Source organism: Acinetobacter sp. MD2 (assembly GCF_035615575.1).
In the GTDB taxonomy this organism is placed as follows: Bacteria; Pseudomonadota; Gammaproteobacteria; order Pseudomonadales; family Moraxellaceae; genus Acinetobacter.
In genome coordinates, this window is sequence record NZ_VTDK01000003.1 from 98,602 (window position 1) to 111,682 (window position 13,081).

Sequence of the window (13,081 nt, forward strand, 5' to 3'; positions counted from 1 at the left end):
GGCTCTAGATTGTTAAAATTAAAATAATGCTTTTAGCTCATCCAACGCCTTTGATGGCTCAAACCGCATAAAATCATAATCAGCGAGATCATGCACATAAAATGGATCATTTTTCATGATTGCTTCAGCTTCTTGAATCGAGTTGCTCAATACTAAAATGACACCACCAACACGGTTTTCTCTACGTCCCGATGCTAAAAATTTCTTTTGGGCATAATAGGCATCTAAAAATGCAAGATGTGCGTTCAGTTGTGCATCTATTTCGGTCAATGGTTTTTTATAAGTGAGGGTGACAATAATCATTTTGGGTTCCTAATTTATTAGTTATGTTTTAAAAACTAGAGTATATAATTGTTTATCCTAAATTTTTATCCTATACAGCAAATATGCAATCTGCAATAAAAACACCCTCGAAAGGGTGTATTCATCAATACAGCTTTTATGCTAAAGGTGCGGTCATTTGCGCAAGCCATGCTTTGGCATCATCCACCACATGTGGCGACAATTTCTCCCAAACCAATGCATGATAGTCATTTAGCCATGCCAATTCAGATGCGCTCAACATCGTTAAATCAATACAACGATAATCGAATGGGCATAAGGTTAAGTTTTCAAAATACAAGAAATTACCATAGCCTGTGTTGGCATTTGGCATCGGCTGATTCACCACCAAGTTTTCGAGGCGAATGCCCCATTGCCCTTCACGGTACAATCCTGGTTCATTCGAAGTAATCATGCCTACTTTCATGCCTGAATGTGCAGTAATTGGGGCATAGTAAGACAATACCTGTGGCCCTTCATGTACGTTCAAAGCAAAACCAACTCCATGCCCTGTCCCGTGTCGATAATCTAATTGTGCCTGCCACAATTCTTTGCGGCAAATACTGTCTAGCAAGGGCGCAGCAATGCCTTCGGGGAATACCGTTTGTGCCAAAGCAATATGAGCTTTTAACACCAAGGTATAATCGCTGCGCTGTGCAGCCGTTGGCTCGCCAATGGGTATCACACGAGTAATGTCAGTCGTGCCTGTTTGATACTGCCCGCCTGAATCAATCAGCAATAACCCTTGCTCTTCAATCTGTGCAAAGGCATCGTTTGTGGCACGATAATGTGGCAATGCACCATTTTCATTAAAACCGGCAATGGTTGCAAAACTTAAACCTAAAAAGCCGTTTTGCTGCGCCCGATATGCCGTTAAGCGCTCATCAATGGTGAGTTCATTTATCCTTTCTTTAGCCGCCAAAGCCTGTTCTAACCATGCGAAAAACTGTGCCAACGCAATACCATCTTGCAACATGGTTTGGCGCATATTTTCAATTTCAAGTTCGCTCTTTTGCGACTTAAATAGCGTGGTTGGATTCACTTCACGCATGATATTGACTGTACTTGGGCAGGCTTGTAAATGTGCAATTGAAACCTTCGCCGCATCAATCCACAAGCTTGTAATATCTAATGTTTTTAAGATGTCTTTGCTTACATCATACGGCAAAATTTGAATACCATCTGCGGCTAAAGCTGCTTGAAGCTGTGCATCGAGTTTATCCACATCGACAAATAAAATTGCGGTTTGTGCCGTATCTAAATAAAAATGCGCCAAAAATACAGGATTAAATTCGACATCTGCCCCACGTAAATTGAGTAACCATGCAATGTCATCAAGCGCCGAAATAAAATGCCCCTGCATATTTTTTTGCTTTAAAGCATGGCGTAATTGGGCGAGCTTTTCATGGCGTGGGGTCGCAATTGCTTGTGAAGCCAAACTGTAAATAGTGGCTTTGGGCAATGCAGGACGATCTGACCAAATTAGATGAATTAAATCGAGGTCACAACGGAGTTGATAATTTGCAGAGAATTGTGCTGTTAGCTGCGTATAGAGCTGTGCCGAAATAACATCACCATCCATCGCAATCGTTGAATGTTGCGGTAAATTTTGGCTTAACCATGCCAAATAGGTGCTATTTGGGTCATGGGTTTGCTTTTGTAATTCAATGCCTGTCCCTGCAAGTTGTTTCGCGGCTTGTACCCAGTAGCGTCCATCTACCCAAAGTCCCGCTTCGGTTTGTGTGACCACTAAAGTACCGACAGAACCAGTAAAACCCGACAGCCAGCAGCGGCTTTGCCAGTATTCAGGTAAATATTCTGACATGTGTGGGTCGGCACTTGGAATAATGTAGGCATCAATGCCATTTTTTTGCATTTGTTCGCGTAGTTGTGCCAAGCGATCGACTGCATTAGCTTGTAAATTATGCATTGAATTAGCCTTGTTCATCTTGTGGATGTTGCATTAAACGTAACATAGGTTTGCGTAACAGTGCCAATATCACCGCACTAATCAGTAAGATGATGACGCATTTAAGAAATAAGGGTGGCAATTGGTTTAGTTGGCTACCCGAAACATGGCCGCCAATCCAACCTGCAACCAAGTTGCCTACCGCAGATGCGGTACACCAAATTCCCATCATCTGCCCGCTTAAACCTTTTGGTGCTAGTTTAGTCATGGCAGATAATCCAACAGGACTTAAACATAATTCACCAAAGGTCATTAACAATAAACAGCCCACCAACCATAAAGGTGAAACTAATCCACCATGAGTTAGAATTTGTTGCGCTGCTAAAATCATCACCAAAAAGCCGAGCGCACCAAAAACCAATGCAATACTAAATTTTGCTAAATAGCTTGGCTCACGGTTACGGCGTGCAAGGTACATCCATAGCCCCGCAATAATTGGCGAAAAACCAATAATAAAAATGGCATTAATCGACTGAAACCAAACGGTTGGAATTTCAAAACCACCGATATGTCGATTGGTATAATCTTGCGCAAATAGGTTTAATGAGGTTGGCTGTTGTTCAAATACCGCCCAAAACAAACTTGCCGCCGCAAATAAAATAAAGCACAGCAAAATTTGGTTTTTTTCGGTACGATTTAAACCTTTCAAGAAAAATAAATAGCCAAAATAAAGGGCGACAATACTAATAATCACCATCGCAAAATATTCAACAATGACAACAGGATTTAAGATGAACCAACCTTGATATACGGCTGTAATCAACACAGCTAAACCAAGCAATCCAACCATAACCCCACGTTTGATGTTTTGAGCTTGCTTCGGTGTGGCACGCTCATGCAACTGTTCATGGAACTGATGTGCTTTTAGGTATTCCACTTGCGGCATGGCAATGCTACGAAAAATGACAAGGGCAATTAACATGCCTATACCACCAATGCCAAAGCCCACATGCCAACCATATACTGGCAATAATGCACCTGTAATTAAGGGCGCAAAAAAAGCACCTGTATTGACCCCCATATAAAAAATAGAGAAGCCTGCATCACGGCGTTGGTCTTGTGCGTGGTACAAACTGCCCACCATCACAGAAATACAGGTTTTAAAAAGCCCCGAGCCAAGGACCAATAAAACTAAGCCAAAATAGAAGAAAGCATTACTAAAGACAGCAGAAAGTGCAATAGATAAATGCCCCAATGCCATAATAATCGAACCATACCAAACTGCACGTTCTTGACCCAGCCAACGGTCAGACAACCAGCCGCCAACTAACGTGAATAAATAAATACACCCTGCAAATAAACCTAAAATTGCCGATGCATTGGCACGGTCTAAGCCTAGACCACCTTGACTGACCATTGCAGTCATATATAAAACCAATAAAGGACGAATGCCGTAATAGGAAAAACGTTCCCATAATTCCGTGAGAAATAAACCTTGTAACGGTTTCGGATGCCCAAAAAAGCCTTGGTCTAATGATTTAATATCCTTATGCATTTTCTGCACCCTCAAATTCTGTATGCTTTAGCAGAAAAAGAGATTAGCATATCGAATTAAACGCTAAGCTTAATTTTGACTATTCAGTCTATCTATTTAATTGAATTTTAGTATAAAAAATAAACATTCAATTTTTTTAAAGTGCAATAATTCACCTTTAGGTTAAAATTTGGTTTTAAAAAATAAGAAGAACCCACCCAATCAGTCATTAAAACCAAGGTTGAATTGACGATTTTCGTTCATAAATCGTATTGTTTTGCATCTATAGCGACTTGAGTGTTCAAGAAGCTTTAAAATAGCTTTTTCAATCAAAATTCAGATGCTTCCAACATGAATAAAAAATATTTCGCGACCTTTTTAGCTACAGGCTTAATGTACTTAGCAACGCCTGCTTTTGCCGAAACAGCACATGTACCGCAAGTTGAAGCTAAAAATCAACTTCCCGACAATCCAAGCTTAGGACGTGTATTACTTTATAAAACAGGCAAAACCATTACCCGTATTGGCGATGCCACACAGCGCGGTGCTGAGAAAACTTCAAATGCGATTCAACGAAAATGGGATGATTCAAAAGTCTTAGGTAATGAGGCAGGACAAGCCATTGAGCAAAAAAGCCAACAAGTGCAAGATGCAACTGCACAGAAATGGCAACAAACCAAAGAAGTGGTCACGAGTACGCGCCCTGCAGGGACAAACGTACCCATTGAGCAAGGCAGCTTAAGTCAATAATGATTGTTTTAGTTCACTTGGCGTAAGCGTTCACCAGCTAAAAAAGCCGCTGCATTTTCAGCAAGCTGCTGCACAATTTTTTGTCGTGCCTGCACACTGCCCCATGCCGAATGTGGGGTAATGATTAAATTTGGCAAATGTTGTAGCAGCACATTGCCATTCTTAGGTGGCTCAATCGTTAACACATCGGTGGCAGCAGCAGCAATCGTGCCTTGCGTCAAAGCTTCATACAGCGCGGTTTCATTCACAACACCACCCCGTGCTACATTAATTAAAAACGCATTCGGTTTCATTTTTTTAAACTCGGCTGTATCAATTAAATTACGCGTTGCCTCGGTTAATGGGCAATGTAAACTCAGCACATCCGCTTGTGCCAACAATTCATCTAAAGCTAAACGATTTGGCTGCTCAGGACGATTCGGTAAGTTACCCACCACCACCTTCATGCCTAATGCTGTGGCAAGTCGCGCTACTTCCTGCCCCAATTCGCCATATCCCAAAATCCCCAAGGTTTTCCCCGACAACTCTATAATTGGATAATCTAAAAAGCAGAATTGTTCCGATTGCTGCCAACGCCCTTGCTGCACTGCATTGTGATAACGAACTACATTGGTAGCCAACGCCAACATTAATGCAATGGTATGCTGTGCCACCGAATTTGTACCGTAGCCCTGACAATTACACACCACAATACCCTGCTGCTTGGCCGTAGCTAAGTCAACATTATTGGTCCCCGTTGCAGAAATTAAAATCAATTTTAATTGTGGCAATTGTGCCAAAATGCTTTGGCTTAAATTTACTTTGTTCACAATCGCAATGGTGGCATCGCGTAAACGTTCCACCACCTGCTCGGCAGAAGTTACTGAATAAACTGTGATGTTCGGCAAAATTGTCTGTAATGGACTAAAATCTAAATCATGCTGATCTAAACTGGCATAATCTAAAAAAACAGCTTGATCGGTCATTATTGAGCATCCTTTATTGTTTCAGTATTTTTATTTACCATACAAGATTTTCAAATTTTTAAGTAAAAAAAAATAGAAGCATATTGCTTCTATTTTTATGTCTATTTCTACTGTGTGAGCGAAAGAGAAATTTAGACAATTTTAAATTTTTCTTGGTCTTGCAGTGGTGAGTCAACAAAATAACATAAGCCTAAGTCATCGCTGCTCAAGTTTTGCTGTTTATAACTAATCACATAATCATCGCTATATTTTTTTAAGATAATCGGGCTTAAATCTGAAGATAACGCATCGTCTTCTTTGATTAGTTTCATAACATTACGATCATTCATCGCCACCATATAACGCTCACCATTTAACTCAACTTTCAAAATACACGTGGCTTTGGTGAGTAATGGAATCAGATACTTATGGTTCAGTTGAATTGCATCTTGCGGATAACTTTCGATTTTATGACTAATTAAATTGAACACCAAAAAATTACCGTAATGATCTTGCAGCTGTGCACGCGCCGTATCAACGGGTAAATTCACTTTAATCCCAAGCTTTTGTAAATCCTGCTCAGTCACTTGACGTTTGCTTAGCATAATCCGCGTGATCATTTGCTTTAAGTTGGCATCAAAGTATTGATCGTCTAATTGCAAATTATTACTGCGTAAAATCCGCCCCAATGCGGCACTATGTCTGCCCAATAAGTTACGCACCACAGTGCGATAATAAAACTTACTGTTCTTTTTAACTCGGCGCATTTCTTGGTAGAAATAATTTTTATCCCAAGGATGACGAATAAAATCATTAAGTAAACTTGAACTTGCCAATACCGATAATGCATCGTGCCCTGTAAATGGCAAGTGTAAGGTATGTACACAGCCAAGCTGTGCTTTAATTTTTAAATAATGTTCACGGTCTTCGGCATAATACGGATCGTACACCATGATATATTCACTGTCTGGCAAAATATCATCGGCGGTAATTTGCATATCACGATGCAAAGCGACATCAAAAAACTCAGCATAACGACGGTCTTCGACTTGTTGCGGGTCAATGCTATATTGCGGCACAAAAGCAATAATGCGGTTCATTTTTAGCAATTTAGAATATTTAATTGCCGCATAGCCCCCCATAGAGCCGCCATAACCAATCACCTGCTCAAATTGGGCTAAAATGGGCTGTACCGCATCCATCATGTTATGCATGCTACTACTTGGAAACCAAGATTTTTGCTTTGGCATAATCCCAATGACGTTATATTCATATTTGACTAATGATTTTTCAGCATTAATGCTTAACCCTTTAGCGCGGGTAATCAGATCGCCAAACGAAAAAATCAATTCTTTGGAATTACCTTGCAAGAAAATAACTCTGATTTGTTCGTCTTCAAAAATAATTTGTTTATCCATTACCGTACCGAAAAATCAAAATGGGCGGTGCTGCAAGCCAAACTTGCACGAAACCGAAAATATGCCAAACGCTCTATTTTATAAAGCCTGTTCAGATTAAACAGGGCAAAAGATGACAGATTTGTCTAATTCAATCGGGCTATTGTTCATCAAAGCATAAAATAAGTCTATGCTTTATCGGTATGATTTGCGCTTGATGCCTGATTTTTCAAGACCATAAATCATACCTTTTCCAAGCCTTAAGTTAAAATTTACCTGTGGCTTACATGCGCTGTTCATAAAAATGTCATATTGCTTGGTTTGAATAATGCCATTCATTTTGTCCGCATTAGGATTTGGGAAATGGCTTATATTAAAACAACACTTGGAAGCACGGCCTTAGCACAGCGCGATCCACGACTTTCTTCCAAACAACGCCAATTGCTGTTTCTAATTGGCACCGAAGATTTTGGCAAATTAGCCCAACACTCTCAACAACGCCTTTTTAATGCCGAACTCATCCAAAGCTTAGAAGCATTAGGCTTTATTCAAAGCAACAACGCCGCATCTAATACCGTCATAAATCGCATTACGGAATCGTCTAATACTGAAATCCAAATCAGTCAAGTTGAAACCGAAGATTTAACGGACGTCAAAGAAGAAACTAAAACCGTATCGGTTCACTTTGCAACGCAACTTGAATTAAACGATGTACAAAATATGATGATCACCACCTTACAACAATATAGTGGTTTACTCGCACATAGTTTGATTCAACAAATTCAGCAGTGTCAAAACAAAGCTGAATTAAAAAGGTATCAAATGCCTTGGCTAACCTTATTACAAGAAACCCGCTTGCCTGCACAAGAATTACATCTGCAAATGAAACAACTACAATTTTTCTTTCAGCTACAGCCCAGTTGAGTCAACTTAAAAACTGATCTACAGTAACAAACCAATCTTTTGATTATGGGTGGTCAGATGTCAACTTTATGGCTCAAGCTCACAATTCTCATTGGCTGCACATTTACGCTTTGCAGTTGTATTGTCGTGCCTGAAAGTACCCAACAAAGTCAGTCCACAACACGTATTTATGTAAATGAGCGCGCAACTCAAACTCAGGTGGAAATTAACCGCCCACAAGTGATTGTGATACAACCGACATATTATCCACCACAGCCTTATCCACCTGCGCCCAAACCACGCTGTCATATGCAAAGCAATGGCTTATCCATGCCACCATTCCCTGTGGTGTGTGACTAAAACTTACGTTTAGATGTTAGTTTCTAATCATGCTTTAATTGCTCGAATAAATTTCACGACCCTATAAAGAAGATTTTAATATGCGTTATTTGCTTATTTCATGCAGCTTCGTTGTCAGTGTTGCCCTATTATCAGGCTGTCATAAAACCCCTGAATCACACGGCTCAGCAAATCCCACTGACACAACTGCATCAGCCCCCCAAACCAGTCATTTAGCAAGTTTTGCCATTACTCAAAATGATCCTTGGGATATTGCACAATTTGAGCAGTTTAATCAAACCTTTAACAGCATGTCACAAGACATGAAAACTGAACTTGAACAACTGAAACAACAAAATAAACTCAGCCCTGAGTTTTTGGCACAGCGCAAACGTGATCGGGTTTTATCGGCGTTAAATATGCTCAAAGATTTAGAACTAAAAACGGAACAAGGACGTTATATACAAGGCTTAATGGCAAGCTTTTGGGAACAAAAACGCCAAGCACTCGAGTCGAATACAACTGCCCCCAACACCGATTTAATGCTTCAAGCCGAACAACAGCTTGACGCATGGAAAGCCAAACAACCCAATCAGCCTTAAATACAGCAAATAAGACGACCTGTGCCAAAGGAAGCCCCTTTCGGCACAGATGAATCACACTGTAAATGATAAAAATTTGCCTTAGAAATCTTGAATAAATTCATCACTCGTGACACATCATCTAACTATAATGCGGCAAGACTCAAAGAAATAAAGAGACCTGAGACTAAAATAAAACATCCTATCGGTAAAATTAAAAACCAGAATATAGCCGCTCGATTTAAGCTAAAAAGTGTAGTAACACCTCGATAACTCACCCAACACGATAAAAATAAAGAAATTAAAAATATCCCTGAAATTGTGATCGACGCTGCATTATAAGCAGCTAAATATGTTGGGTAAAAAAGTGTTTGTACCATCGTTGTCACAATCACAGGAATTGCATACACCAAGTTTTGCAACACCATTACTTTTCGTGCGAGCACTTTATCTACATTCTTTGCACCAGACCATCGCAGGCGAATGCTGTACCACCAACCATATACCATCCATGCAATTGCACCGCAAATTACCCCTATTAATAGGACACTCAGCCAATACGCAGACCAAGACTCGGCAATCCTGCTCATCAGTTCATTATTTTTTCCCGATATTTCTAAATTCATCAACTTCTGATCGATACGGTCCATCGCCGTAAAAACACCCAATAAATACCCCGAAAAAACAATGCTCCATTGCGGATAATTCACTGATAAAGCAAAGAATTTTTTCGGCTGAAAAAACAAAGCGAAAAGATTTTTGGGCAAAAATGGATTAGTAACGTCTTGCTGATTGGGTTCGATACGCATGAAAACTCTTTATCAATATAAATTAAACAATTAAATTATGTTGTCACCCTCATCCTAGCGTTATCTCACCAACAATAAGGGATAAATGACTTTTATTTGTTTAAAAATTAGCATTATAAGACACTATGATCAACCCACTGAATCGAATCGACACGGAATAATTTGCATGCACCATCGCCAATATTGTAGTCATTGAGTGCTGAACGCCATACTAAATTATGGTCTTTAACTTCAACTAAATCACCTTTGAGTCGGACTAAATCACCACGTTTCACCTGTTGAATTTGCAATGCAATATCAGGATTGGCAGGAATAATGTGCATATTCGACACCATTGCCACCGCTTGCTGTGCAGGAACAGGTAATGTTTTCATCTTCCAATTTAAAAAACGGTCATATTGTCGAACATCAATTTGTCGGGCAATGTTTGGATCCGTAAACAGTCCTTTGGTTACGGCATAATCTATAGGGGAAAATTTGGCTTGTGCATCGTATTGATAGGTTTTTGCCGCCAAAATGCGAAACTCACCCTGATAGGGTTTGAGTACCTCAATAGATTGCCCTTGTGCTTTTGGCGCAAGTCCATTGGCAATATTGTATTCAACAGCATACTGATTCGAAGCAAAACTGCTAACGGCACTCAAGCTGAGTACAGCACCCAACAACATGCGATGTATTTTGGTCATCGGCATGTACTCCATTTAAATTCATGTTTTATTTTAAATGGATTCGTATTCAAACAATGCCAAAACACGTAACAGCAAAGCGTATCGTTGTTATATTTTTGTACTTAACTTAATCCTCATCCCAATCAATGCGGATGGTTTCAAAACGGACGCGTCCTTGTTGAATGGCTTGCGCAATTGCTTGCTGACCTTTACTTAAACGTGCTTGTCCACTTTTAATGTCAATTAAAACCAGCTCTAAATCTTGTGCTTTGGCATTGCCTTCTCGAAATTCACTATATCCATTAAACACCACGTAATCGACAGGATCACCCAAAAACTTGGCATCGCTTGGTAAATAGTTAAATCCGGGCAATACTGGCGCAAATTGTTCTGCCATTTTTCCTTTTAAAACTGCACGACTGGTATTGACACTTTTTTTCTGCGCCTCTTTTAGTGCATGTTGATGTGCCAATTGTAATTCAGCAATTTTCTGCTCATATTCCGCTTTGGTTTTGCCACTTCTTAAATTCGACAATAAAAAGGTCATCAGCAGCGCCCCCAAAATACCGCCAATCAACATTGCCACCCAAATCGACATGACATCTTCCATATTTTGGTTTATGCATGCATTTAAACAAGCTTCACCATTTTTGTCATGTTCGAGGTTGATGAAAAGTGCTACATTAAATCAAATGCCTACTCAAAGATTCTAAAAAACTGCTCATGAAAACGATTTTAATTGCAAACCAAAAAGGTGGATGTGGCAAAACCAATACCGCAATTAGTTTAGCAAGTGCTCTTGCTAGCAAAGGCTATAAGGTCGCCCTTGCCGATGCTGACAATCAAAAATCTGCCCTACAATGGTTAAAACAACGTCCAACGACCGCAGCACCAATTCAAAGTTTAGATTGGCGCAATGAAAAATCAATTGGGGATGTCCCTAAAAACATCGAATATTTAATTATTGATGCTCCGGGTGCATTATCTGGTGAGCATGCCGAACATTTAATTAGTGAAAGCCATGCCATTATTACCCCACTGCAACCCTCTTTTTTTGATATTGACAGTACTCGACGTTTCTTAAAGCATTTACAAGACATTAAACGCATTCGTAAAGGCAAAGTTGAAATTTTCTTATTGGCAAATCGGGTCAAAGCTAGTGCCGCAAGTCAAAAAGAATTACACGACTTCTTTAGCAAAATTGAACAACAACCTTTAGCGTGGATTTCTGAACGTAGCGCCTATGGTCAAATGGCTGTACAAGGTTTAAGTGTGTTTGATAAGAATCAAAAAGCCTATTTAAACATTCAACAACAATGGCAACCTTTGCTCAATGCTGTGATTGATGACCCAAGCGATTGGTTTTAAGTTAAAGGTTAGACAATGAAGTGTGCTTTACTGATTATTGATATGCAAATGTTTATTCAAGAACGAATAGACAGTGGACAAATTTTTTTATCCAACAAATACCATCGCAAATATGATTACTCCTGTAGAACATTTTAGGAAAAAATAATCATGCAGTGATTCATATTATGCATCAAACAGAAGCTTTAGAAAGTACACTGCATCCACATGCAAAATCCTATTCCATGCTGGATGCAACAAAAAATTTGCCAAGTCACACTCAAACTTTTAAAAACCGATTTTGCAGAGATAATATGTTGTGAAGTATTATAACGTTGCTGCTTGAAACAGGCATATCTCTCTAGAAATACAGATTTACTTGTATCCTTCAATTTTTCAATTAAGATGAAAAGAATAAAATTGAATCGATTTGAGGACGGACGTGCCAAGATCTGCCCCGCTTGAACTGCATCGTGTTTTACTTTTTATCCTATTTTTCATTTTATTGTATTTAAGTTTTAGTGTACTTAAATACTTTATGATTCCTGTGGTTTGGGCCATGATTATTACTTATATGACATGGCCCATCTATCAATGGATTTTACGTCAATGTGGTAGCACACGGCATAACCTTGCAGCCATGCTCATGCTGTGTCTGATTACCTTTATGATTGGTATGCCACTCGTTTTTGCCATTATGGTCTTGCAAGATGAAGGACGACATCTATATCTCCAATTACAACAACAGCTCTTTTCGGGTAATTTTACCCTACCTGAACTCATCACCGAGTTACCGCTTGTAGGACAAAACTTACAGCAAATGGTCAATGAAGTTAACAATCATCCTCAAGTTTTCACCCAGAATATTAGCGCGTGGATTCAGTCACATTTAAGTTATGGGCGTTTCGTATTAAGTGAAATTAGTCGTAATTTAATCAAACTCTCTTTGGTTTTATTTTCACTATTTTTCTTTTACCGCGATGGACGCAGTATTTTAGAACAAGTCCGTACAGCACTTGAAAAAGTGATTGGCCCACGCGTACATCACTATTTAAACACCATTTCAGAAACTACCCGTGCTGTGGTTTATGGTTTTGGTCTAACTGCCGTGGCACAAGCACTGCTTGCAGGTTTAAGTTATTTCGTTGCTGATGTTCCAAATCCAATGTTACTCACCCTCATCACTTTTTTATTGGCGCTCATTCCATTTGGTACCCCTATTTCTTACTGTGCTGTCGCACTTTGGCTATTTTCTCAGGGCAATATTATGGCTGCGGTTGGGGTACTGGCTTGGGGGGTATGTATTGTTAGCACATCTGACAATGTCATTCGGCCAATGGTAATTTCAGGGGCAACCCAAATTCCATTTTTAATTATTATGTTTGGGGTATTGGGGGGAATTGCCAGTTTTGGCTTGGTTGGTTTATTTATGGGGCCAGTCATTCTCGCTATTTTACTGGCAATTTGGCGTGAGTGGATTCATTCGGTTGGCAACAAAACCCAAGCAGCACCGAACGATTAAAAAATCGCGTGCCAAATGCATGATCCTATGCTCGCACAGGATCATGCACCAACATCA

At 39.7% G+C, this 13,081-nt stretch carries 14 protein-coding genes; 6 read left to right on the plus strand and 8 right to left on the minus strand.

The genetic code is table 11. The features are described from left to right. Positions 1 to 18: 18 nt before the first annotated feature. The 3 genes from FXN70_RS05520 to FXN70_RS05530 all read right to left on the minus strand — a co-directional run bounded on the left by FXN70_RS05520 (position 19) and on the right by FXN70_RS05530 (position 3,785). A complete protein-coding gene (locus tag FXN70_RS05520) occupies positions 19 to 303 on the minus strand; it encodes a YciI family protein (RefSeq protein WP_324646472.1) in 285 nt (94 codons plus the stop codon). Between the two features lie 136 nt (positions 304 to 439). After that, positions 440 to 2,251, minus strand: a complete 1,812-nt coding sequence (locus tag FXN70_RS05525; RefSeq protein ID WP_324646473.1) for an aminopeptidase P family protein — start codon at positions 2,249 to 2,251, stop codon at positions 440 to 442. Between the two features lie 4 nt (positions 2,252 to 2,255). Further along, positions 2,256 to 3,785: an oligopeptide:H+ symporter gene (locus FXN70_RS05530; protein WP_324646474.1), complete on the minus strand. Its 1,530-nt coding sequence runs from the start codon at positions 3,783 to 3,785 to the stop codon at positions 2,256 to 2,258. 330 nt (positions 3,786 to 4,115) lie between these two features. Between FXN70_RS05530 and FXN70_RS05535 the strand changes: the two genes are divergently transcribed. Then, positions 4,116 to 4,514, plus strand: a complete 399-nt coding sequence (locus FXN70_RS05535; RefSeq protein WP_324646475.1) for a hypothetical protein — start codon at positions 4,116 to 4,118, stop codon at positions 4,512 to 4,514. A gap of 8 nt (positions 4,515 to 4,522) precedes the next feature. Here FXN70_RS05535 and FXN70_RS05540 read toward each other — a convergent pair whose 3' ends face one another. Both FXN70_RS05540 and FXN70_RS05545 read right to left on the minus strand, forming a co-directional pair. Next, entirely contained in the window at positions 4,523 to 5,479 is a 957-nt protein-coding gene (locus FXN70_RS05540; RefSeq protein ID WP_324646476.1) for a 2-hydroxyacid dehydrogenase, read from the minus strand. 131 nt (positions 5,480 to 5,610) lie between these two features. After that, positions 5,611 to 6,876, minus strand: a complete 1,266-nt coding sequence (locus FXN70_RS05545) for a hypothetical protein (protein WP_324646477.1) — start codon at positions 6,874 to 6,876, stop codon at positions 5,611 to 5,613. 342 nt (positions 6,877 to 7,218) lie between these two features. Here FXN70_RS05545 and FXN70_RS05550 point away from each other — a divergent pair, with 342 nt between their 5' ends. The 3 genes from FXN70_RS05550 to FXN70_RS05560 all read left to right on the plus strand — a co-directional run bounded on the left by FXN70_RS05550 (position 7,219) and on the right by FXN70_RS05560 (position 8,699). Beyond that, entirely contained in the window at positions 7,219 to 7,779 is a 561-nt protein-coding gene (locus FXN70_RS05550; protein ID WP_324646478.1) for a hypothetical protein, read from the plus strand. Positions 7,780 to 7,836: 57 nt separating this feature from the next. Further along, positions 7,837 to 8,118 carry a hypothetical protein gene (locus tag FXN70_RS05555; protein ID WP_324646479.1) on the plus strand — a complete coding sequence of 94 codons (282 nt, stop codon included), beginning with the start codon at positions 7,837 to 7,839 and terminating at the stop codon, positions 8,116 to 8,118. Between the two features lie 80 nt (positions 8,119 to 8,198). Further along, the gene (locus FXN70_RS05560; RefSeq protein WP_324646480.1) at positions 8,199 to 8,699 is read left to right on the plus strand and encodes a hypothetical protein; all 501 of its coding nucleotides are present in this window, start codon (positions 8,199 to 8,201) and stop codon (positions 8,697 to 8,699) included. A gap of 125 nt (positions 8,700 to 8,824) precedes the next feature. Here the strand turns inward: FXN70_RS05560 and FXN70_RS05565 are convergent, their stop codons facing one another. The 3 genes from FXN70_RS05565 to FXN70_RS05575 form a co-directional block, all read right to left on the minus strand. After that, positions 8,825 to 9,487, minus strand: a complete 663-nt coding sequence (locus FXN70_RS05565; RefSeq protein WP_324646481.1) for a hypothetical protein — start codon at positions 9,485 to 9,487, stop codon at positions 8,825 to 8,827. A 113-nt stretch (positions 9,488 to 9,600) separates the two neighbouring features. Continuing rightward, the gene (locus FXN70_RS05570) at positions 9,601 to 10,155 is read right to left on the minus strand and encodes a hypothetical protein (protein ID WP_420714378.1); all 555 of its coding nucleotides are present in this window, start codon (positions 10,153 to 10,155) and stop codon (positions 9,601 to 9,603) included. Positions 10,156 to 10,282: 127 nt separating this feature from the next. Beyond that, a complete protein-coding gene (locus FXN70_RS05575; protein ID WP_324646483.1) occupies positions 10,283 to 10,753 on the minus strand; it encodes a Holliday junction resolvase-like protein in 471 nt (156 codons plus the stop codon). A 125-nt stretch (positions 10,754 to 10,878) separates the two neighbouring features. Between FXN70_RS05575 and FXN70_RS05580 the strand changes: the two genes are divergently transcribed. Further along, the gene (locus FXN70_RS05580) at positions 10,879 to 11,523 is read left to right on the plus strand and encodes a ParA family protein (protein ID WP_324646484.1); all 645 of its coding nucleotides are present in this window, start codon (positions 10,879 to 10,881) and stop codon (positions 11,521 to 11,523) included. A 421-nt stretch (positions 11,524 to 11,944) separates the two neighbouring features. Further along, positions 11,945 to 13,024 carry an AI-2E family transporter gene (locus FXN70_RS05585; RefSeq protein ID WP_324646485.1) on the plus strand — a complete coding sequence of 360 codons (1,080 nt, stop codon included), beginning with the start codon at positions 11,945 to 11,947 and terminating at the stop codon, positions 13,022 to 13,024. The last annotated feature ends 57 nt before the right edge of the window (positions 13,025 to 13,081 follow it).

Excerpts from the sequence above, each read along its gene's own strand:
- FXN70_RS05545 (WP_324646477.1), bottom strand. The coding sequence starts at position 6,876 with ATGGATAAACAAATTATTTTTGAAGACGAACAAATCAGAGTTATTTTC.
- FXN70_RS05535 (WP_324646475.1), top strand. The coding sequence starts at position 4,116 with ATGAATAAAAAATATTTCGCGACCTTTTTAGCTACAGGCTTAATGTAC.
- FXN70_RS05575 (WP_324646483.1), bottom strand. The coding sequence starts at position 10,753 with ATGTCGATTTGGGTGGCAATGTTGATTGGCGGTATTTTGGGGGCGCTG.
- FXN70_RS05525 (WP_324646473.1), bottom strand. The coding sequence starts at position 2,251 with ATGCATAATTTACAAGCTAATGCAGTCGATCGCTTGGCACAACTACGC.
- FXN70_RS05565 (WP_324646481.1), bottom strand. The coding sequence starts at position 9,487 with ATGCGTATCGAACCCAATCAGCAAGACGTTACTAATCCATTTTTGCCC.
- FXN70_RS05530 (WP_324646474.1), bottom strand. The coding sequence starts at position 3,785 with ATGCATAAGGATATTAAATCATTAGACCAAGGCTTTTTTGGGCATCCG.
- FXN70_RS05520 (WP_324646472.1), bottom strand. The coding sequence starts at position 303 with ATGATTATTGTCACCCTCACTTATAAAAAACCATTGACCGAAATAGAT.
- FXN70_RS05570 (WP_420714378.1), bottom strand. The coding sequence starts at position 10,155 with ATGTTGTTGGGTGCTGTACTCAGCTTGAGTGCCGTTAGCAGTTTTGCT.
- FXN70_RS05560 (WP_324646480.1), top strand. The coding sequence starts at position 8,199 with ATGCGTTATTTGCTTATTTCATGCAGCTTCGTTGTCAGTGTTGCCCTA.
- FXN70_RS05540 (WP_324646476.1), bottom strand. The coding sequence starts at position 5,479 with ATGACCGATCAAGCTGTTTTTTTAGATTATGCCAGTTTAGATCAGCAT.
- FXN70_RS05555 (WP_324646479.1), top strand. The coding sequence starts at position 7,837 with ATGTCAACTTTATGGCTCAAGCTCACAATTCTCATTGGCTGCACATTT.
- FXN70_RS05550 (WP_324646478.1), top strand. The coding sequence starts at position 7,219 with ATGGCTTATATTAAAACAACACTTGGAAGCACGGCCTTAGCACAGCGC.
- FXN70_RS05580 (WP_324646484.1), top strand. The coding sequence starts at position 10,879 with ATGAAAACGATTTTAATTGCAAACCAAAAAGGTGGATGTGGCAAAACC.